This window comes from Siphonobacter sp. SORGH_AS_0500, assembly GCF_002838835.1.
In the GTDB taxonomy this organism is placed as follows: domain Bacteria; phylum Bacteroidota; class Bacteroidia; order Cytophagales; family Spirosomataceae; genus Siphonobacter.
Map to the genome: position 1 here is coordinate 93624 of NZ_NHPP01000015.1, position 19149 is coordinate 112772.

22 protein-coding genes and 3 tRNA genes are annotated in these 19149 nt (G+C 44.9%); 5 read left to right on the forward strand and 20 right to left on the reverse strand.

The genetic code is table 11. From position 1 onward, the window contains the following. Positions 1-21: 21 nt before the first annotated feature. Both BWI96_RS16690 and BWI96_RS16695 read right to left on the reverse strand, forming a co-directional pair. On the reverse strand, positions 22-699 hold the full coding sequence (locus BWI96_RS16690) for a tetratricopeptide repeat protein (protein WP_106637678.1): 678 nt from the start codon (positions 697-699) through the stop codon (positions 22-24). Between the two features lie 12 nt (positions 700-711). Then, a complete protein-coding gene (locus tag BWI96_RS16695) occupies positions 712-1671 on the reverse strand; it encodes a VWA domain-containing protein (RefSeq protein WP_106637679.1) in 960 nt (319 codons plus the stop codon). Positions 1672-1771: 100 nt separating this feature from the next. Between BWI96_RS16695 and BWI96_RS16700 the strand changes: the two genes are divergently transcribed. The 4 genes from BWI96_RS16700 (at position 1772) to BWI96_RS16715 (ending at position 3508) form a co-directional block, all read left to right on the forward strand. After that, positions 1772-1859 (forward strand) — tRNA-Ser (locus BWI96_RS16700). Between the two features lie 36 nt (positions 1860-1895). Continuing rightward, a tRNA-Pro gene (locus tag BWI96_RS16705) sits at positions 1896-1969 on the forward strand. Positions 1970-2030: 61 nt separating this feature from the next. Beyond that, positions 2031-2104: transfer RNA gene (locus tag BWI96_RS16710), tRNA-Arg, on the forward strand. Positions 2105-2335: 231 nt separating this feature from the next. Beyond that, positions 2336-3508 carry a site-specific integrase gene (locus BWI96_RS16715; RefSeq protein WP_198555278.1) on the forward strand — a complete coding sequence of 391 codons (1173 nt, stop codon included), beginning with the start codon at positions 2336-2338 and terminating at the stop codon, positions 3506-3508. 8 nt (positions 3509-3516) lie between these two features. On the opposite strand, the gene BWI96_RS16720 is transcribed toward BWI96_RS16715, so the two are convergent. The 10 genes from BWI96_RS16720 to BWI96_RS16765 form a co-directional block, all read right to left on the reverse strand. Further along, positions 3517-5439, reverse strand: coding sequence for a hypothetical protein (locus BWI96_RS16720; RefSeq protein WP_106637681.1), 1923 nt, complete (start codon positions 5437-5439; stop codon positions 3517-3519). Continuing rightward, complete coding sequence (locus tag BWI96_RS16725) at positions 5439-6590, reverse strand: hypothetical protein (RefSeq protein WP_106637682.1); 1152 nt, start codon at positions 6588-6590, stop codon at positions 5439-5441. The genes BWI96_RS16720 and BWI96_RS16725 overlap by 1 nt, the downstream gene beginning before the upstream one ends. Further along, on the reverse strand, positions 6587-6844 hold the full coding sequence (locus BWI96_RS16730) for a hypothetical protein (RefSeq protein WP_106637683.1): 258 nt from the start codon (positions 6842-6844) through the stop codon (positions 6587-6589). The genes BWI96_RS16725 and BWI96_RS16730 overlap by 4 nt, the downstream gene beginning before the upstream one ends. A gap of 4 nt (positions 6845-6848) precedes the next feature. Continuing rightward, on the reverse strand, positions 6849-7244 hold the full coding sequence (locus BWI96_RS16735) for a hypothetical protein (RefSeq protein ID WP_106637684.1): 396 nt from the start codon (positions 7242-7244) through the stop codon (positions 6849-6851). Between the two features lie 19 nt (positions 7245-7263). After that, entirely contained in the window at positions 7264-7689 is a 426-nt protein-coding gene (locus BWI96_RS16740) for a CHAP domain-containing protein (protein ID WP_198555279.1), read from the reverse strand. A 20-nt stretch (positions 7690-7709) separates the two neighbouring features. Further along, positions 7710-7910 (reverse strand): hypothetical protein, encoded by a 201-nt coding sequence (locus BWI96_RS16745; protein WP_106637686.1) that lies wholly within the window; start codon positions 7908-7910, stop codon positions 7710-7712. Positions 7911-7973: 63 nt separating this feature from the next. After that, positions 7974-8489 carry a hypothetical protein gene (locus BWI96_RS16750; protein ID WP_106637687.1) on the reverse strand — a complete coding sequence of 172 codons (516 nt, stop codon included), beginning with the start codon at positions 8487-8489 and terminating at the stop codon, positions 7974-7976. After that, a complete protein-coding gene (locus tag BWI96_RS16755) occupies positions 8489-9367 on the reverse strand; it encodes a hypothetical protein (RefSeq protein WP_106637688.1) in 879 nt (292 codons plus the stop codon). The genes BWI96_RS16750 and BWI96_RS16755 overlap by 1 nt, the downstream gene beginning before the upstream one ends. A gap of 53 nt (positions 9368-9420) precedes the next feature. After that, the gene (locus BWI96_RS16760) at positions 9421-10131 is read right to left on the reverse strand and encodes a hypothetical protein (RefSeq protein ID WP_106637689.1); all 711 of its coding nucleotides are present in this window, start codon (positions 10129-10131) and stop codon (positions 9421-9423) included. A 78-nt stretch (positions 10132-10209) separates the two neighbouring features. After that, positions 10210-10479 (reverse strand): hypothetical protein, encoded by a 270-nt coding sequence (locus BWI96_RS16765; protein WP_106637690.1) that lies wholly within the window; start codon positions 10477-10479, stop codon positions 10210-10212. Between the two features lie 188 nt (positions 10480-10667). On the opposite strand from BWI96_RS16765, the gene BWI96_RS21680 reads away from it, so the two are divergent. Next, positions 10668-10826 (forward strand): hypothetical protein, encoded by a 159-nt coding sequence (locus BWI96_RS21680; protein ID WP_157830407.1) that lies wholly within the window; start codon positions 10668-10670, stop codon positions 10824-10826. 101 nt (positions 10827-10927) lie between these two features. Here the strand turns inward: BWI96_RS21680 and BWI96_RS16770 are convergent, their stop codons facing one another. The 8 genes from BWI96_RS16770 to BWI96_RS16805 form a co-directional block, all read right to left on the reverse strand. After that, positions 10928-12592: a P-loop NTPase fold protein gene (locus BWI96_RS16770; protein WP_106637691.1), complete on the reverse strand. Its 1665-nt coding sequence runs from the start codon at positions 12590-12592 to the stop codon at positions 10928-10930. A 126-nt stretch (positions 12593-12718) separates the two neighbouring features. Beyond that, a complete protein-coding gene (locus BWI96_RS16775) occupies positions 12719-13654 on the reverse strand; it encodes a DUF6712 family protein (protein ID WP_106637692.1) in 936 nt (311 codons plus the stop codon). Continuing rightward, entirely contained in the window at positions 13638-13940 is a 303-nt protein-coding gene (locus BWI96_RS16780) for a hypothetical protein (protein ID WP_106637693.1), read from the reverse strand. The genes BWI96_RS16775 and BWI96_RS16780 overlap by 17 nt, the downstream gene beginning before the upstream one ends. Continuing rightward, entirely contained in the window at positions 13937-15349 is a 1413-nt protein-coding gene (locus BWI96_RS16785; RefSeq protein ID WP_106637694.1) for a hypothetical protein, read from the reverse strand. Before BWI96_RS16785 ends, BWI96_RS16780 begins: the two co-directional genes overlap by 4 nt. Then, positions 15346-15675 (reverse strand): hypothetical protein, encoded by a 330-nt coding sequence (locus BWI96_RS16790; protein ID WP_157830408.1) that lies wholly within the window; start codon positions 15673-15675, stop codon positions 15346-15348. The genes BWI96_RS16785 and BWI96_RS16790 overlap by 4 nt, the downstream gene beginning before the upstream one ends. 509 nt (positions 15676-16184) lie before the next feature. After that, positions 16185-17867 (reverse strand): hypothetical protein, encoded by a 1683-nt coding sequence (locus BWI96_RS16795; protein WP_106637696.1) that lies wholly within the window; start codon positions 17865-17867, stop codon positions 16185-16187. Beyond that, positions 17864-18469: a hypothetical protein gene (locus tag BWI96_RS16800; RefSeq protein ID WP_106637697.1), complete on the reverse strand. Its 606-nt coding sequence runs from the start codon at positions 18467-18469 to the stop codon at positions 17864-17866. Before BWI96_RS16800 ends, BWI96_RS16795 begins: the two co-directional genes overlap by 4 nt. A gap of 5 nt (positions 18470-18474) precedes the next feature. Then, positions 18475-19137, reverse strand: coding sequence for a hypothetical protein (locus BWI96_RS16805; RefSeq protein WP_106637698.1), 663 nt, complete (start codon positions 19135-19137; stop codon positions 18475-18477). Positions 19138-19149: the final 12 nt, after the last annotated feature.

Consider the following 19149-nt stretch of genomic DNA (forward strand, 5'->3'; position numbering starts at 1 on the left):
TGTTTGGAAAAAAGAAAGCGGTTACCATTTCTCCTTGGTTTCCATCGTGTTCTCGGGTTTATGCGGATGCTGCTGGATGTACTGGATTTCCTGATTTCGGGAAGCCTCCAGCAATCGTGTCGCCTGTTCTTCCGTGAGGTTATACTGCGTCAGGGATTTTAAAATCTGTTCCTTTCGGGTAGAAACCTTTACCTCTGCCGATTGAGTGGGTGGAGGTGTCATCTCGGAAGATTTCGGAGTTTCTGGCGGCGGACTCCCTTGCGGTGGAGTGAGATGTTTCCTTCGAACCAACTCATAATTAAACCGGGCCTGGTCGTTGTCTGGATTACGAACCATCGCTTCCTGAAACTGAGCTTCGGCCTGGAGGGTATCGCCGGAAAAGCATAACAAAACGCCCAACTGATTCAAAGCTGTCGATGCAATGCCCGCATTCGAAACGCGAGCCAGCCGGCGGTATTGGCTGATAGCCAAAGCCGTGTCTTTTTTAGCAAAAGCCGCATGAGCCAGATTCAAGATGACATCCGGTTCGGGAACAAGCTGTGTGCGTTCCAGATACTCGTAATACGCCAGAGCCTGGTCGTAATCTTTTTGACGATAGGCATTTTCAGCAATGGTTTTGGCTTGGTTTCGCTGGATGATTTGGTTGGGCCAGCCCAGGGTTGTCAGCCAGATGGCAATTTTCAGCCAGAATATATTCATAACTCGCAGTTCTTATAGTCGGAACGTTCGAACGGTAATCATAATATCGAAGCTCAGCAAAATTAAGGCCAGAATTACGAAATAATAGTAACGGTTGGAGGTAATAGACACCTTTCGCTGGTCAATGAGTCGCCCGGCAATTTGCTGAATGCTTTGACTCAATTGTGGAAAATCATTTCGAACCGAAGTGATTTCGAAGTAAGAACCCCCCGCTTCGCTCGCGATTTTTTCCAGTGATTCGGACTGCAACATTGTTCGCACAAAATTGCCGTCCTCGTCTTTAACGTAACTTCCGTTGGATGGGATTCGGCTGCCTTCCCGAGTGCCTACGCCCAGGCAAAGCAAATGAATGCCTTGCCGACGAATGGCCCGGAGCGTTTTAGTATTGACGCTGCTAAAATCTTCGCCGTCGCTAATGAGCAGGATTACTTTGGAAGCATTGGATCTCGTATCCGTTGATTGCTTGTCCAGAGCCATTTCCAAAGCGGGCTGAAAAGCCGTTCCCTGATCGGTGAGCATTTGAGTATTGAGCGATTCAATGAAAATGGTCAGAGCATTCCGGTCGAAGGTAAGTGGACATTGCAGGTACGTTCCCGACGAAAAAACAATCATCCCAAAGCGGTCGCTTGGATAGGTATTGATGAGCCGATTCAGTTCAAACTTGATGCGTTGCAGTCGGGAGGGCTGTACATCCGTGGCATCCATACTGCGAGAAACGTCTACGACCAGAAAAATATCTTTACCTACAGCCTGGAGTTCGCGTTCGGGATCACCGAAGGAAGGTTCCAGCAAACCGATGATGAGAGCACCCATGGCGGTAGAACGTAGGAAAAATTTCAGGGCAGCAGAGCGGGCAGAGGTTTTTAATTGATAAGCATACCAAAAAGTTCTACCTAAATAAATGAGGTAAAAAATGACAAATAAGGCAATGAAAATCAGCTCAGTCCGGCTCCAATCGCGGTTAAAAATCATAGGGTGGCAGGCAGTGAAAAACACAAAAGACGGATTTTTTTTAAGAAATACTTGCGTTCGGCGATTTTATAACCCTATATTTGCAGACCGAAACGGAACAGGAGAGGTGCCTGAGTGGCCGAAAGGAGCAGTTTGCTAAACTGTCGTACGCCTAAAGCGTACCGCGGGTTCGAATCCCGCCCTCTCCGCAGTCTCTCAAGTAAATTAGAGTACGTTTAGTTTTTCGGGGTGTAGCGTAGCCCGGTATCGCGTCTGCTTTGGGAGCAGAAGGCCGTCAGTTCGAATCTGGCCACCCCGACACATTGACCAGTACCAGTTCTCAGAAATACTGCGAACCATTGCTGAAACCGGCTGAGTCTGGTCCCATAGCTCAACCGGATAGAGCAACTGCCTTCTAAGCAGTAGGTTGCAGGTTCGAGTCCTGCTGGGATCACGAAGTGAAAAAAATACCCTCTGAAAGGGCTCCAAACGAAGGTTTGGAGCCCTTTCGTGCTTTAAAATCACTTCAAAATTTTTTCTCGCGTATAGGGTACTTCAAAATCACTTCAAAATGAAAACGTTCGTCGGGCTGCGTTTCAACCACCAATTCACCAAAAAGAATGGTTGTTCAGCTTTGCATCTGCTGATAGGCATAGGAACTGAATTCAAGAAGCTACCAATCAACTTGGAGTGGCCACCTGAATTGGTGGATGAAGCCCAGGGAAGACTTTTGAAACGTTCGAAGGAAGATCCGGATGTGAATGATTTTAATCTTATCATCAAAACGGAGATGGGGAAGTTCAATGAAATATTTAAAGTATTTCGGCTTACCGACCGGGTATTGACTATGGAGGCCGCTATGCAGGAATATCAGAACTACGATCACAAGACTGATTTTCTCGAATATTACGAGCATAAGATTAAAATGAGGGATCGTCAGGGTATACTCACCGGAGGTACGCCCCGTACTCAGCGGACGGCTCTAAGCTCACTGAAAGAATTCATGAATGGACAGCTTTTACCCGTAGCCCTGCTGACTCCTGATTTTATCCGCCGTTATGAAGTATTCCTGAAGGGAAAGAAAAAACAGGATGGCAAGAAGCTTTCGAGCAATACGATTGTCAGATACCTGAGAACTCTCAAAACCTATATTTCCCTAGCCATGGAAGATGGGATCGCTCATTCCAATCCTTTTCTTCAGGGCAGAAAATCAGAACGGGTAAAACTCAAAGAGTCGGGTGGAAAGGTCATTTTCCTTACTCCAGAAGAATACCAGGCCTTTGAGAAATTCTATCGAAACACGCCGGGTCTATCCATACGGCAGCGGGTTTGGCTCCTTCGTTTTTTACTAGCTTGTGAAACCGATCTGCGGATTTCAGATATTAAAACGATAGGGGACAGTCCGCAACTATCACAATTTTTCGTGGCTCAGGGGAAAATCGAGATCCAGCCTCAAAAGACCAAAGCCGTCTCGAAAGTTTGGGTATCGATACCAATTTCCGCTTTAGCTGGAGAACATATTCTGGAGCTGGCTCGGTTGACGGCAATTATGAAGTTTAATCGGAAGTCGGCCAGTGACCAGAAAGGGAATGACTATCTCAAGCGGATCGCTACTGCCCTAGGCATTGATAAGAATATTCACTTTCATATTGGACGGCACACGTTTGCCACTAACTATTTGCGTGCCGGCGGCCAGGTGCAAAACCTCCAGAGTTTGCTTGGACACTCCAGCATTAGCTCGACCATGAAATACGTGCACGTCAACGAAGAAGACAAAAAATCCGAAGTTGACCAGCTAATGAATTTTATGCAGAATAAAATGAACCCGCCAACTCCGGAAAAATCTGTAATTCTGTAAATGTGTAATTAGACCTTTTGCCAGGTGATCTTGGCTACGGGACTCATCCCGCTGAGCGTAAAGCTTACTTCCAGTTGTGCCGGCAGATATTTCAGGCCTCCAATTTGTTTAATATCATACCACTCCCAACTAGCCAGGTCGTTTTCAGATAAGGCAGTTGGGAGTTTTACGGAGAAGGTATCCTTTAAATACAGGAAGTATCGATACCAAAACTTCTGATATAGCCCTTGATATCCATTCCATTCGAGTTTATAATTCCCTTCTTGACTATCGAGGGTGAAGCCAGGCTGTAGCGTGTTCTGATCCTCAATATTAGTCATGAGTAGCTTGTAGGATTTAAAACCAATCCGAGCACTGTCTTTACTTTTCTTTTCATCAGTATACAAAGGGCTAATCCCTGCCTGATCGATCATGGCTTCCATTCGCCGATTGGGAGGCGTAGAAAAAGGAACGACCTTGTGGAACTGATCCATGGGGGTGATTTTCGTCTGAAGAAGTTCAATATCATCCTCCGTCTCCATTTTAAGTGGATACCTGGTAAATAGCGTTTTATAGTCTTTTACTGTCAAATCAGGCTCTTTGGCGTAGGCATCCGAGCTATCGAGCTGAAAGGCTAATTGCATGGGCTTTTCTTCTGTTAGCTCAATATCGATATCCTGAAAAATGCGATCGTCATAATTGGACACCAGGATCTGGCTCAACACGCGTTCCATACTCACCAGGCGGGCGATGCGGGTATTCGAATCAAAATAGAGGCGGGTGGCAAACAGACTAAAAAGCTGATCGGAGAACTCTTCGAGTGTCCAGTCGGGGAGCTGGCCAGCAATCTTCCATTCCTTTTGATAGACATTAATTTTGGGAATAGGGATATCGGGAGCCGCCCGGTCGATGGTTTGATTCGTCCAGAGCATGAGCTTTGCCAGATCGCCATCAAAGAAGTCGTCAAAAAATCGATAGCCTACCTTCGTACAAATTTCCTTAATGAGCCATTTTAGGTAAATCGCTGGAGCCAGGCTATTGGAATTAAAGGCCGTCTGTGAATTAAAACGAATCCCATCGCCATACGTATTGTTCACATAACCTTTCCAGTCGGGGTTATCGTCTTTTGAATACCAAGAAGGGCTTTTGATGACGGGAAAAAAGTAGCGTTCATCTTCCGCCAGCGGGAATGTATCTACACTCGCGTGCTGATAAAACTGAAAAGACTCGAGGGTGCGTTTCGTGAGTTTGACTTCGATCGCTCCCTGCCCCACAAAATCGCCTACTTTTTCGATGTAGAGTTTCCAGTCTCCAGCAGTTTCCGTATAGATCGAAAAATTAGTCTTGTTCCCGTATGCTTTTATCCCAGCGAGTTCTGCGGTATTGACCTCTGAAGCGAAGTCCGCCCAGAAAGGCGAGCTGACGGGATTGTAGAACTGATAATTGGGCGTTCCCCAGTTATAAGTGACGGATTTTAACGTTCTATTCCCGTTTCGAAGGCTAATGAGTAAATCATACTTGTAAAGGGAAAGATCCTCCAGATCATTGGCCGCGTAGAAGTTCGTAGGTAGCGTTTCGGTTGGATAGACCACCGTCCCCAAATCAAAGGCAGTGAGCTTTTTATCCCATAACGCGGCTGGAATATTCCCCGGAGGAATGGCCAGGCTACATTCAATCTGTTTCGTTGAAACCCGCGTGATCCGCAAGATTCCTTCAAAGCGTGCCGGCCCGATCTCTAGAACCGCTGCCGTTTCAAAAACGCGACTTAGCGAGCCTAACAATTGCGGAAAACCTAGCACCTCCTGATTCACCGGCTCCAGAGCTGAAATCGTAAAGGGAAAAGAGAGGCTCCCTTCCTGCTGACGAAACAGGAGGGGAGATTTTAGAATCAGCGTACCACGCAGATCAGGCGGCAGTACCAGGTACTTTCCACCCACGGACAAGCGGACCATTAGGGATGAATTTTCGTTTGAGATTCGATGAATTTAAGTTCGGCGGTATCCAGGCGATTGGAGCGGCTCCGGAGGTTAATTTCTTCCGTATCGATCTGAATGGGAAGGTATTCGTTCTTATCGATCACGTAGATATCCGTGCTGTGCAGCAGCTCCCGAAAGGCATAGCTCCAGCCCTCCGGATAGTGGCCGGTTCGGAAGGTGAACTTTCGACGGGATTCTACCCGCAGATCAAGTCCCTGCCTGCCTTTGTAGTTGATAGGGCGGGCGGCTTTTTCGACCTGGTAGGTTTCTGATCTGTCATCGTCCCCAAAGAAGTAGAGCGATTCATAACAGCCCAGAGCATTACGAAAGAAGACTACCTCGAAGGAATCATACTCAAAATCATCGACGATGTATTCCCGCACTTCCGTTAATCTTTTATCCTGATCATTGACCAAGCAGACTTCGTATCGATCGACATTTCCAAAGCGGCCATAGATATTCATGTTAGCCGGCCCGATTGGAAAGCAGTAGACGGCATAGGCTTCCGATTCCTGGATGTCGTAAAGATCTTCGGTTAAATCAGTCCCATCGGTGAAAAAGTATTTAATCCGGAGGCGAACCCGTCCCGGTCTTTCATCCAGGTTATCGGCCCAGTAGAGAAAATCGTGCTGCTTGTAATGCACCGGCTTTGGCCCTAAATCGTAGAAATTAGAAAGAAAGGCTCCGTTAAAGCGGTCGGCCAGATCATTTTTGGTAAAGTCAGAAGAGCCGCCCTTGATAACCATGAGTGGCCCCAGGGCAAAGCTGATACTTTGTTCTTCGTCTACGTCCGCTTCCTGATAGGGGAGAATCCAGAGAATATGACCTTCGCTCTTTTGGTACACGTTGAAATTATAGGCGGGAATTTGGATATCAAACTGACGAAGATTGCGTACCACTTCGTCCAGGTTATAAGTCATCACGCCGGCCACGGGATCGGATCGTAAGGTCACGATTTTCTGTTTATGAGCCTTCGTCGTGTCATCGGGCGTAGTGACGTAGATAGCCAGCCGGTATACCGCTCCTTCGAAAGCGGATAAAACCTCCGATTGATAGGGAATCGGATTGTCAGAAAGCAAAACCGGCGTATGGGTTACATACGCCGGAGGAAGTGCATTTAAACTCATGATCTGGATAGTGCAAGACGTAGTAGTTCAATTAATAAGGCAGTACCTGCGATGCCGATTTTAAGGCCAGTACCTTTTCCTTTTTTCTTACCCTTTTTATAAGCTGCATCAATTTTAGGAGGCTGCTCCGCTCGCATCACCTGTAGAGCTACAGTCGAGTCCGCAAGCATTAAAGCATTCTTATCTCGCTCCATCCGGGTAACCAGGTAGATCCGCGACCAGGTAGCATCGTTTTGCTCGCAGCCGGCGGGCACTTGCCTAATTGGTAATTTTTGAGAAGTAATCCCAGAGGCCTTGGAACTCTGAATCGTTTGCGAGTGTGCTGTCCACGCGAGACTGAGACTGAGTAGCAACGTCAGTTTTAACTTTTTCATGATTTTCTGAAGTTTTGGCCTTCACTTGGTCGCGGGCTTGCTGCTCGACAGAAGGCTTTTTGGGGTTACAGGAAAGGGAAATGGTGATCAGGCACAACAGGCCAAAAGAGGGGAAAACAGTAGCAAGTCCAACGAGCGTTACCAGCTTGAAGAAATCATCCACTTCAATGATCCCAAAGCAGAGTAACACAACGGCGGTAACGAAAACGACCAGGCCAATCCACTGCTTCCAGGTGAGTTTGGAGAGTTTTTCCTGAAAAATTAAAAACAGAGCTTTCATATAGTATAGGGGGTGGGGATTAGGTCCAGCGAGCTATGGCCGCTACTTTGGCAATGGAGCGTTTGCGGCGGCACACTTCGTAACCTTCACGACTGCCTTCGTCGTTCGTGTTACCTTCGATCGTATAGAGCATACCGTTTTCAACTTTCTCAATAATACCGACGTGAGCAATTCTTCCGAGACTGGCATTATGGATGCCGAACACATCACCGGGCCGGATATCCTTTTTGTCTTTAACAAGCTTAGCGGAATCCTTAAACCAGTTACGGGCCGCCGCCAGTAGCCAGGGCTTATTTAGTTGATAGCCCGCTTCTTGGAAGCACCAGGCGGTAAAGCATCCGCACCAGGCAGCCGGCGGAATCGTGCCGGTGGCTTTCATGTATTCTTCTACTTTTTCGCCGCGATTTGAACCACGGGGGATTTCTTCGACACCAACCTGGGACAAAGCAACCTCTAGGAGTTTGGTTACTTTTTCCATGGCCAGCGAAGGTTTAAACGGCCATCTGGGTAGCGACGCTTCAGGTAGCTGGTGGCGAAATAGACCGCCGTAGCCGAAGCCACGGCAGTGAGCACCCCGACCAGGATCTGGAACAGGACGGAAAAGAGAACACCCCAGCCAAAAAAGGTAAACAGGCTCAGGGATATCTCGAATTGATGATCTTTCATTAATTAGGTAGTGGGGGATTGTTTCTGCGAAAATCAGGTCAATCCCCCGGCCTAAAAAGGACGTTAGACATCGCCCCAGGCGGCAGCGTCGTGCTGGCAGGGAGGTAGGATAAAGAAGAAAGCAAACTCTAAGCGAGCTCCTACAACCTCATTTTCTTTGTCATGCAGGAAGACGGTACGAAAAGAATCTCGGGCAAATCCTAAAGGAAGGGTTCGTTTTTCATGCTGCCAGCGGATGCGGGCCTCAATGGGTGCGAGTAGGTTCAACGCCTCATTTTGCTGAGCAGAAATCAGGGTAGGGCTGGTAGATTTTCTTTTTATAATTAGCTCAATTCCCCCCTGCATATTGGTATGAAACTGCCGGGCTTGATTGGAGCTGGTAGACAATTCCGGTTTATCTACTAACAGGCAGAATTTACTGGTATTTAAACGTCGCTTGAGTTCACCGTAAATTTCTTCAGGCTCAGCAACGGTAAAGAATTCCGTTTCGCGGGCATTGCCCGTAATATGAGGTAAGCCCGGATGCCGGCTGGCCACGTCTGCAAAGTAGTTTTCGTAAGTCGTAAGTATATTCTGCATTACTTTTTGTTTTTAATCTTTTCGGCTTCGTCTCTGATACGTTTGGCTTCCTCGATGCTGTACTGGAGGTGATCCAATACGTTGTAAAGCTTGCCCTGATCGACGTGAGGCAGGTTTACGTATTCTTTTGCAATCGCCGCCCGGATATGTACCCGCCAATTATCCCTTATCTCTCTGGGATTTGGCTTTTTAGATGTGGTTTGATCGGTAGAAGGCTTTGGAAAAATCTTAGGGTATTTGGCGTGTAGGTAGGAGTGGCAGCCGTCGTAAAAGATGAAAATGTATAGAAGCTGCCAGGCTTTAAGTTTTTGACAGAGCTTCACCCGATCGTCAAAGCCGGGATCGTCTTCTTTAGTCCAAGTCTCACCGTATGGTAAATACAGTACTGCTGCCAGGTGCGTAAGCCACTTAAAATCCTTCGTCCGGGTGTAGAGAAAGAAGAAGGTTTCTGCATTATAAAACTGAGAAAAAGTCAGGCTCCGGAGCTGAGCTGTGGGGCCGTAAAGCTTTCTCAGGCCAATTCGGATGGTTGGGAATTTCTGATCCGTCAGCTGAAGCTCATTCGTAAAGACGAATTCAGTCAGATAGAGTAGTTCTTCCCGATCGGGATCATTGACGATTTCAGGCCAGAAAATGCGGGATAGAAATCGAGCGGGGCGGGTGTTTGGGCGATGACTCGGACCCAGCAGCATCCAGAGTAGGCAAAGCCGGTCCCATTTGCCGGTGATTAGGATGATCAGGATCAGATACCGGGTGATCTGCACCGGCATTTTTTCAACCCCCACGAGCCAGAATACCATTCCGAGCTGCCATGCACTCATTTCCTGATAATTCTGGGCTACCTGATACTGACGCTCATTAAAGTAAAAGCCGTTCATATTCGTTTTTTATGCGAACATGAACGGCTTTTGGGTTTTACAAAAAGACAAAGTTACTTCGACAATGTTTTATAATACATCTCAATATCTTCAATCAAATCGATAAGTTTATCAGCATAAGAATCTCCAAAATTGTCTAATAATTCTGAATAACTTTTTTTTATAGATTCATTTTCTTCCTCAATGCTTTTAAATGTAGTGATAGCCTCAATTGGAATTTGTAATTCACCAGTTTCAGTCCATTTTCTGTATTCAATTAAAATGGGCGATCGTAAAAATCTCATTTTTTCTATTCCTTCGAAAATTTTTATGCTTATGGGATTATTAGAATCGAACACTATCAATTTAGTTTTTAGGTAAAACTTTAATAATTCATCATTCTTATCTAAGCAGTTCTTCAAAAAATGTTTATAGGTATTAAGTGTTAGTGTATTCATCTCAAGTGAATTCAACTCTGCTATTGAGTGTAGTAACTCAGAAGTTAAATAATATAACGTCTTTAGTGCTTCAGATGTCTCCTTATGAAAAGCGGTTAGTTTGATTTCTTTAGTTTTATTTCTATAAGCCAAATAATTGGAAATCAGGTTGATACCGGTAGTAATAAGTCCAGTAATAAGTATTTTTCCAAAATCCGTTAATTCTAGAGAGTATTCATTAACTATAAGCCAAGATATATCTATTAAAAATATAAAAGTGAACCAAATAATTGAGAGTTGACTCACTTGCCTGATTGAAAGTGCACTTATTTGACGCCAGAATTTCATTTTGAATATAGACTTTAGGTTAATTTCATACTGTATAGATAATAAAAAATCCTCTGACTTTCTAGCCAGAGGATTCTATTAGCATTCTTTCACTTTAGCGAAGGCATCCCTTAAAGTATAGAGTTGATAAAATGTATTTGAAATGTCGTTGGGATCAGCGTTTTCGAAGCGGCAGTCTATGGCTATAAAACGGATGGCTGTTTCTAGGACATTGGAAATCTGATCGATGGATGGTGGCGTAGGGCTGGACTGTTTGTGTAAGTACTCGAATAGGGGGGCGACGTTGATGTGCTGATTGGTATACGGGTTTTTAACCAGAATGGGTTCTAGGCTCTGTGATTTTTGCATAACTTTGTGCCTCTCTCGCAAGAGGCGTTAAAATTTTAGGATTTTGACGTTAGGCCCCGATGTTCGAGCATCGGGGCTTTTTTTTGTTGTAATTGTAGTTGTTGTTGTAAATGTAGTAGAAAATAATTTATAACAACAAATATTGTAAATTATTTTCTACTACATTTGTTGCAACTAAAACATATGCTATGGCTAAGATAACATTAGATGTTCCAGATGAACTTCATCTCAAAATGAAGCGAAAACAGCTTGAATTAGAAGAAAATGGGGTTAAGTCAAATTTGAAAGACCTTTATTATGAAGTCATTAAGAAAGGCTTAGAAGCAGAAGAAAAAGCAAAAAAATAACACCCTGTTATTAGGAAAAATTAGAGTACAAAACTCAAAAGCCGTACAGGTTCGTTTTTTATGCGAACCTGTACGGCTTTTGAACCTTTTAAAAGACAACTTTATCTATACGATTCCCTACACTCATTTAAAAACCAAAAAATAGTCGGCTCCAAGTTTCTATGTACTTTCACAGGATCATGATCTGGAGTTTCTGGACCAGAATAAGTTGTAAAGGAAATTGATCCGCTTAATATTTTCTGATCTATATTAAAACTGTTTGAACTTCCATTGTAATGAGTAGCAGATAAAGTATAGGGGTATCCATTCCAATTTAATGTGCCTTTTAAATCTGAATTATTGCGATATTCACTTTGTCTAAACATTGGAAATCTTTTCAGATAACAATAATTACCAATTATATATCCCAATGTCTCTCTGTGTATATTTACATAATTAAGTCCTTTAAATTTAAATAATCTGTCAGCAATCAAAAGCATATTTTCTATCTCTTCATCGCTGCTATAAATTAACCTTAAAAAATCAATCACTATAACAGCAAATTGATCAATCTTTAATACCGGTACGTCATCAGACCTCTTAGTTGAAGGAAATGTCATATACTTATCAGACAATTTGTTGATATCCCTAATGCTGATTAAATCATACTCGATCAAGGTTACTAAGAGATAGTCAAAACTTTCATAGTACGAATCTTGAATAGCATCAGCTAACGGCAATTCTTTAAATGGGTTTCCGTCAGGTTTTTTACCTATATTTTTAGCTTTTATATTAGTTAACAATCTCCTGCTTACTTCTTCAGCATATGGGGCCAAACTGAAATTAAAAATTTGCACTGAATAGAATTTATCAATATATCCAGAGAAATGAGTATGCTGACCATATCTAGCAGAAAATATATTTCTTATATTTTTGATATCACATGATAGAATGATTTTATCAAAATTAAACTTATTCTTAAAGTTTGACTGAGTGTTTTTTGAAAATCTTTCATCAACGTGTGCCGAAAATATATTTAGTAATCTAAATATATGCTCAGGGTCAATTCTGTCTAGATCATCAATTATAAGTACAATCTGTTTTTTCTTCTCTTCCGTTTCTCTAATAGGAATCTGTTTTAATTGTGAAATAAATTTTATAATTATTTGAGTAATTATGTCTTTCTCGTAGATATTTCCCCTAGACTCTCTAATTTTATTTTTAAAGTCTTCAATTTTATCTCCATCATCCTCTGTTATTTTAGTATGATAATTATTATGTGCAGATCTTATTTTTTTAAATAAATCCCAACCTATATCTGTAAAATCAACTATACTTTTTCCGACAATCGGTATGTTTTCTATCAATTTTTTAGCTGCTTCTTTACCTGCTTCTTCTAAAGCTTCTTTTATTTCAGAGTTTCCTGACAGAATCATTGACTGAAATGTGAGCATTTCAGAAAAATCTAATGATTCTAATTCAATTTGATATTTTTCATTTGATAATATTTCTATTAGTATGTCATATTTGATTAATTCAAAAATATCCTCATTACTAGCTACGCTATAATTTACTGGATATAAAAATATTGGTATATAATCTGCATTTTCTTCGAAAAATGTATTTAAAAACGAGGTTTTACCCGATCCAAATCTGCCAGAAAATATAATTCTATCATTTTTGTCAATTTTTAAGTGATCTTGGAAGGATTCGTATATTTCACTTATTGGAATGATATTTGATTGCGTAGGAACTGGAGGATTCTCAGAAGGTTCTAAGCTTGACATTGCAGTAGTAATTAGCGATGGGTTTGTAAGATTAAAGGGCACTGCCAAATATAGCAATGCCCTTTAATTTATTTTATTTAAATTTATATCTAAACTTACATTATTCGCTAAATAGGTAGTATGTATCTAATAGAAGCCTATGACCGCTTGTGAGGGGTCATTATCAACAGCTCCTCCAGCAGTAGTAGGTAAGTGATACGAAGGATATTGACTGGCGTTAGCATTCAGAAAGCTTACCATCATTCCCAGATACGTTTCTCCCAGCTTGCCCATGTTAGATTTAAGAGTATCTACGGCCTGTTGCTGAGCAGCCAGGTACGTCCGCATCTTCCCACTGGAGGTATTATTAAACTGAAGAATTCCTCGATCATCGAGCGTCAAGGCCATTTCATCCAGCCCGTAGAAAATGCCGTAATGAGCCAGAGCCGGACGCACATATTCGTCATTGAGCCGCTTGATGGCCGTATCAGAGGAAGTAAGCAGCTCTTCATAGAGAGCACTTCCCAGGGCGGGTTTCAAATGAAAGGAAATCACCCGACGCATCGCGGGGCCCAAAGCCAAAAAGGTTTGCCGCGAGCCTTTGATGTTGGCGTATTTCTGAAACTGCGTGGCAGTGCGAATCGGCAATTCAGAATATACGGTATAGCTAGAAGAGTCTTTCCACTCCGGGAAATCAGCTTCGTACATTTCCAGATACTCCAAAATTCGCTCGATCGCCCGGCCTGCCGTGGTCATGCACCACAGACGTATACCGTCTAAAGTATCAATTCGGGCCGCGTTTTCTTTCTCGGATACACCGCCGTCTTCGATGCGAACCGTAGCCCAGGGGGCGTAGTTGAGATAACCCAAACTTGCCACCGCCCGCTTGACGTTCATGACCAGGCGTTCGTGATGCTCATCATAATCCCCGGCTACGATTTTATCGTAGACCTCCTGCGTGATCAGCGGTATGATCACGTCTTCTGCTGCCGTTTCGAGGTGGTCTTTAATGAGGTCAAAGGTAAAGGCCACATCGACCGGCAGCAGCGGAACCAGTTCCTCCGTGTTAGTTAGTAAAGGCATGCTTGAGAAGGGATAAACCTTGTTTTTTAAACTGTTTACCGGCATTTTCTTTATTGAGAGCAGTCGTATAGGAATGGCCCTTAACCATGCGAATGCAATAGCGGTTATTGCCCCGGTGCTGAAGCTGATTAGAGTCAAAGGGAATTTCTGAGATGGCTCCCTGGTCATCCAGCTGAAAAATTCGGTGGCCGCCATGTACGTAGAAAGGCTTTGTCCAAGTAGGTAGGGCAACTACTTTGGTTTCTTTACGAGAAAATAAGCGGGCGATTCTTGAAATAATGCTCATTGGGGTTCGGTGCTTTCGCGTTTATTGGGGGAAAATTGATCTTTCGTTTGCATCTCGGCCCGTTTCACTCGCCACTTGATGGGCTGTCCATCCGGACCTTTCCAGCCATTGTAGCGGGAAACGAAATCGTAAACTCTGAGAATGAGTCTTGCCTGAGGCGTAGAAGTCAGGTTACCGATATTATAGGCCTCTCGTTTGTCGGAGCCGTTAGATCCACCCGTGCCGGCTTTCTTGCCTTGGATGGATTCATCGATACCGATCGCGGTATAAATCATGGTGTGGGCATCGCGGGCATCTTCTAAGTAGCCGTCTTCACCCAGCTTTGATTTCTCCAGCACTTTAATAGTCCACGCTGAAATTTCCGTGGGGGCTCCGGAGCCGCCCGAATACACCAGCTTTTTATCGATGAGCATCGAGCGGCCCGCATCGTCCAAGTTCCCGAAAAAGGAATTAAACTTCTGAAGCTCCTGAGTCTTGATCTGCTTCATTCGCTCCTGGCTTTTGGCGTTATTCTGACCAATTAGGGTGTTCCACTCCGGATAGGCCGCTGGCCAGTACCAATCAGCCACTTCAATAATGTAGTTGATAGCTACCTTGTTTTTAAGGGAAGCAGCCTTGAACTGAGGAATGAAGTTGGAAACGTCCAGCCATTTCGAGTCAATGATCGAGATGTGATCCGGGTGCGTGTAGTACGTCTCCAGCAGCGAAGGAAGGCCTACCGGCATTACGTACTGATAGCCATCGGTACGGTTTCGCATTTCAGCGGCGGGATCATACCCACGAGAAATGACGGGGCGGCGAAGGGTCAACCTATCCTGAAAACCGGCTCCTTTGCCCCAGTTAGCTGAAATAAAACAATCCCGGATCAGACCCACGTACTGGCCTTCAATCTCCTGAAGAGCCAGCCGGCATTGAGCCGTCGGGCGGTGCTGAATAGCGAAGATCTTCCCCCGGTCTACGGTTAGATGAAACTCCGGAAAGATCATTCCAAAGTAAGCGAGGTCTTTCGTTTGTAAACCAAAGAGATCACCTCCCGAGACGTTTTCCGAGTAATAGAGAAAGTCATCGATTTGCTGATCATAGTGAGGCATGAACACTTTCTCACCCTCCATGATCGACTCGTAGCCGTACTCTAACCCTAACCCGTAAATCTGCTCTGCTTTCAAAGCCAGGCCACGGGTATAGGAAATATTTTTGCGGATGACCTCCGTTAATTTTTGCGGGAACAAGTTATCGGCTCCCCAATAAGCAATGTTATTAATCCGGGTCAGGTTGCTTTCGATCGGCGTTTCTGGCTTTTTAGCCATCATGCTGGTTGCCGATTGAAAGCTGACCAGGGCTCCAAATTCTGCAATGTAACCGGACTCACCATTGGGGGAAATGGTGATACCATTATACTCAGTAGTCATAGTACTTCCTGTCCGTTAAAGTGGGTGATTAGCCAGGGATGTACTTTCCGGATTTCGCGGTTTCCTAAGATGTGAATGTTAATGGTTCCGTTCACGTCATGGGCGGGGTTCTTTCGAAATTCCCGGTGCTCATCGCGGCGTATCTCCTGGTGGATTTCTTTGGGTAGCAAACGGTCATGTTTGGAAAGGATAGCGTTCTGTAATTCAATCACCCGGCCCGCATCCTCAGGACGCTGTTTGTCGGCAGTAACGAAGGTGAGCACAAAACCCTGCTTGCGAGCAGAGAGCTGTTCCATCAAGTGAATGACCTGTTTTAAGCTTAGCATGAAACGAAGGTCGATACGTAAATAAGCCAGCAAAAGGACAGGGGCGAAGCCATTCCCTCGTAGCTTTGTAGCGTTATATTACATTTAGGATATCGTCAAAGCCGGGTAGCAATGCTGCCCGGCTTTTTTGTTTTCGCCTTTCTGAGCGAAAGGTAGATAAGTATCTGTATACCAGATAGATAAATCCGTTTTGCTCATAAAAAAGAAACCCTACCTGAAAACGTTTTGCAAAATATTTTTAGTCAAATTACTGATAATCAGTTACTTAAGGCTAAAATGAACATTTGCCTCAAAAAAATCTGCATTCCCTAGCCGTTGCACGCCCTATGAAGGCGAGGCGTTCGCCCGGCGGGGGGTCACCGTATATGAGGGATATATTTGTAAAATGTTAGTTATAAACCATTGATATTCAGTATTTTAAATAAAAATGCCTGATACGTTTCGTACCAGGCATCTATTCGCCCATGGATAGGGCAAGGCATCAAGGCGAATCAGGCGAATACTACATTCTACCCGGCTATTACTCCACCACCACCCATGTAGGCGAAAGGCGAATGCAGGATCTGGGCCACAAACAATCCATCGCCCGCCTCAGTGATGTGGGTAGCTTCCCACTTGGGAATGTTGTACTTCGGATCTTCACTATCCTTATTCTTGCCAAAGGGTTGACCCTTCTCGGTGGTACGAATCTTGGTAGGCGTTTGATGGCAGGCATACAGCCACCAACTACAGTTATCGATGTTATAGCGAACCTTGAAGGGCTGTCCATCTGCCTCATTAAAGAGCTTGACAAACATCTCATAGCGGCTCACGTGGCTGGTAGCCTGTCCCATGTAGACGTGGTTGACCACCCAGCCATTCTTTCTAAATTGATCAATAATGTCGTCACTTAAGTACTTAGCATTCCGAGCATCCCCGCGTCTGGAGGTATTGTCATAGTAGTAGTTCACCACTTTGGTGGGATGGTATCGATAGTAGTGACAGAACTTATCTACCAGGTCCATGGCCATCTCGGGCTCCAGTACGTACATGGCATTGAGCATGCGGTAATACTGCTCCTGGCGTTGGCCTACTGTGATACAGTTGATGGCTTTGTTGTGATCGAAAAATACGTCGAGCCCCTGCCCTGGGCGAACGTCGAGATCAAAGCGGCAATCCCGCTCCCTAATGGTGGGATTGTCCTCAATGAACTTATAATTAGTCGCATTATAGCCGTGCCGCTCTTCGGAGATATAAGAATAGAAACAGTCTTCAACCAGTAGGATATCTTTATTGAGAACGGATAAATCCCAGTCAAAATCCGATAGATCCCGGCGTAGATCCTTCAGGGCTTTAATGCCCAGGGCGTGAATGTTATCCAGGGTAGAAGCCAGGGAAACGTAAACCGTGCCTTCCCGGTCCCCGTCTTCTAATTCCCGGCCTTTTCGCAGCTCATTGAGTTCTTCCTGAAGTAACTTGATTTCACTCTCCAGCTTTTTGGCTTTGGATTCGCTAACATCAGAGAGTAGCTCGATCTGCCGGAGCTGGATTTGATATTGACACTCGATAATAGCGTCTAAAAGTTCTGGATCAGTCTCAATTTTCTTGTAATCAAGCACCCAGCGTCCCTTGGCATCACGGGGCCGGTCGGTTACAATCAGCTTAGCTCCATGGCAAGAGAGATGACCAAAATGCCGACGATTCCCCCGAACGGTTTTAAAGGCTTCCTGCACGGCCTGGTAGTCGAGCAGTTTGGCTTCTTCGACCATCATAAAATCCACCGAATCCCCGTTACTGGGTGAGTTTTTATCCAGGGAAAAGAGTTTGAACATCGTACCATTCCACCAGGTGATGGAACGGGTATAGTCTTGCGTATGGTGAAAGTCCCTGGGAACATTCGCCCACTCCGGAGGCTGCTTCTTTACCCAAAAGTGTAGATCTTCGACATAACCAAGCTCCGTCCAGCCTTCGACAATTTCCTGAAGCACTTTCGTGTTCATGTGGGCATAGGACTTACAAAGAATGGCTCCGGTGCTGCGGGGCATGGTTTCAGCGTGGTGAGCCAGCCAGGGCGAGGTAGCTCCGTAGGTTTTACCAGTGGCCCGGCCCCAGATCAGCACCATCAAGCTGGCCATCACGATATTGACCAGGAGCTGCGGGATATTACGATGCCGGCGTTGAACCTCGCGGGTTTCTTCAGCTTCTATTCTCATTTTACGTCCTCCCAGGTGATATCTTGAACAAGGGGTTTCTCATTCACTTTTTTGCGAATGGTTTTGAATTTAGTAATCAGCTTATCGAGTTTTTCTTTCTCTACAGGTACATCCGAGTTAATGAGAGCCGGATCAAAGCAGAAGACCATCATAGGCCGCTTAATTAGGCTCCAGTCGATTTTGTCGGTTTCACCGAAGAACTTTTCATTGATTTTAATCAGGTTCGCATCACACGCGGCCATAGCTCTGGTATCTGGTTCTGCTAATGCTTCCGCTTTGCGTTTAGTTTTAAGAACTTCACCGACAATCAGATCGACATTATACCGCCGAATATCATGCCGGTAGCCGGAATTGAATAGCTCCTGTGTTTCCTGATAATCATTGTAAGCGGTTCGTTTACTGTAGCTTTTATCTTGCTTTTCATAATACTCGATCATCATCCTGACAACTTCAGAACGAAGTCCATGCTGCCGGATCAGACCATCACAACGCTCTAGCCGCTCTAGCTTCTGCTCCAGGGCAGGGGAGAGCTGCACCTCTTTTTTAGTAAACAGATAGTCGTGCAGCTTGTCCACGTCCGTCTGTTGGGTGATAAGTCTCATGGGTGTTAGAATTCAAGGGTTTTACTTTCTTTTCGCTCCTTCAGGATCTGCTCGATTTGAGGCTGCTGAGCCAGCCGGCGTTGGTACTCGGCTTCGACGGTTTGGGACCGGTCCCGCTTGGCGTATTTGGAGAGGTATTTCTGATTGTTCTGAAAGGTGGTTTTCAGCGTCAGATCATCTAGCTTGGAAAGTTCAGCATCGAGGGGTTCCTCTTTTTCAACCTCCAGAAGCTGTCCGGTGCGATCATAATAATCGGTCTGCTGCCAGATCCGGTTGATGAGCGTCCGGAGCTGAAGAATACGAAAGGCAGCCTCCCCGCGTTCGCTCTGGCTCTCAGAGGTGCGGAGCAGCTTCTTTAGACTCACCACTTCGGCCCAGTACGCTTTTCTCTGAGTAATAAATGCCTGCACGGCCTCGGGAGCATCTTCAAACTCGGAAGGCTTTAACGCCGGTTTGCCCTCAGGTCGTTTCGATTCCACCGACTCGAAAGGAAGGTTTTCTCTAAGCTCCTGAATAGCGGTAATTAAGACCTGAAAAGCTCCCTGATCATCACGCCTGGCAAAGAGTCGTTTGTAACTTTCAGAAGAGCCGTAACGAAAATAAAGCTCACGCCCGGTGGCAAACACAGGGCGGCTTAACCAGGCATCGATGACGGGTTTTAAATCCATATAGAATTAAGA

Excerpts from the sequence above, each read along its gene's own strand:
- BWI96_RS16690 (WP_106637678.1), bottom strand. The coding sequence starts at position 699 with ATGAATATATTCTGGCTGAAAATTGCCATCTGGCTGACAACCCTGGGC.
- BWI96_RS16695 (WP_106637679.1), bottom strand. The coding sequence starts at position 1,671 with ATGATTTTTAACCGCGATTGGAGCCGGACTGAGCTGATTTTCATTGCC.
- BWI96_RS16720 (WP_106637681.1), bottom strand. The coding sequence starts at position 5,439 with ATGGTCCGCTTGTCCGTGGGTGGAAAGTACCTGGTACTGCCGCCTGAT.
- BWI96_RS16725 (WP_106637682.1), bottom strand. The coding sequence starts at position 6,590 with ATGAGTTTAAATGCACTTCCTCCGGCGTATGTAACCCATACGCCGGTT.
- BWI96_RS16735 (WP_106637684.1), bottom strand. The coding sequence starts at position 7,244 with ATGAAAGCTCTGTTTTTAATTTTTCAGGAAAAACTCTCCAAACTCACC.
- BWI96_RS16745 (WP_106637686.1), bottom strand. The coding sequence starts at position 7,910 with ATGAAAGATCATCAATTCGAGATATCCCTGAGCCTGTTTACCTTTTTT.
- BWI96_RS16750 (WP_106637687.1), bottom strand. The coding sequence starts at position 8,489 with ATGCAGAATATACTTACGACTTACGAAAACTACTTTGCAGACGTGGCC.
- BWI96_RS16755 (WP_106637688.1), bottom strand. The coding sequence starts at position 9,367 with ATGAACGGCTTTTACTTTAATGAGCGTCAGTATCAGGTAGCCCAGAAT.
- BWI96_RS16760 (WP_106637689.1), bottom strand. The coding sequence starts at position 10,131 with ATGAAATTCTGGCGTCAAATAAGTGCACTTTCAATCAGGCAAGTGAGT.
- BWI96_RS16765 (WP_106637690.1), bottom strand. The coding sequence starts at position 10,479 with ATGCAAAAATCACAGAGCCTAGAACCCATTCTGGTTAAAAACCCGTAT.
- BWI96_RS21680 (WP_157830407.1), top strand. The coding sequence starts at position 10,668 with ATGGCTAAGATAACATTAGATGTTCCAGATGAACTTCATCTCAAAATG.
- BWI96_RS16770 (WP_106637691.1), bottom strand. The coding sequence starts at position 12,592 with ATGTCAAGCTTAGAACCTTCTGAGAATCCTCCAGTTCCTACGCAATCA.
- BWI96_RS16775 (WP_106637692.1), bottom strand. The coding sequence starts at position 13,654 with ATGCCTTTACTAACTAACACGGAGGAACTGGTTCCGCTGCTGCCGGTC.
- BWI96_RS16780 (WP_106637693.1), bottom strand. The coding sequence starts at position 13,940 with ATGAGCATTATTTCAAGAATCGCCCGCTTATTTTCTCGTAAAGAAACC.
- BWI96_RS16785 (WP_106637694.1), bottom strand. The coding sequence starts at position 15,349 with ATGACTACTGAGTATAATGGTATCACCATTTCCCCCAATGGTGAGTCC.
- BWI96_RS16790 (WP_157830408.1), bottom strand. The coding sequence starts at position 15,675 with ATGCTAAGCTTAAAACAGGTCATTCACTTGATGGAACAGCTCTCTGCT.
- BWI96_RS16795 (WP_106637696.1), bottom strand. The coding sequence starts at position 17,867 with ATGAGAATAGAAGCTGAAGAAACCCGCGAGGTTCAACGCCGGCATCGT.
- BWI96_RS16800 (WP_106637697.1), bottom strand. The coding sequence starts at position 18,469 with ATGAGACTTATCACCCAACAGACGGACGTGGACAAGCTGCACGACTAT.
- BWI96_RS16805 (WP_106637698.1), bottom strand. The coding sequence starts at position 19,137 with ATGGATTTAAAACCCGTCATCGATGCCTGGTTAAGCCGCCCTGTGTTT.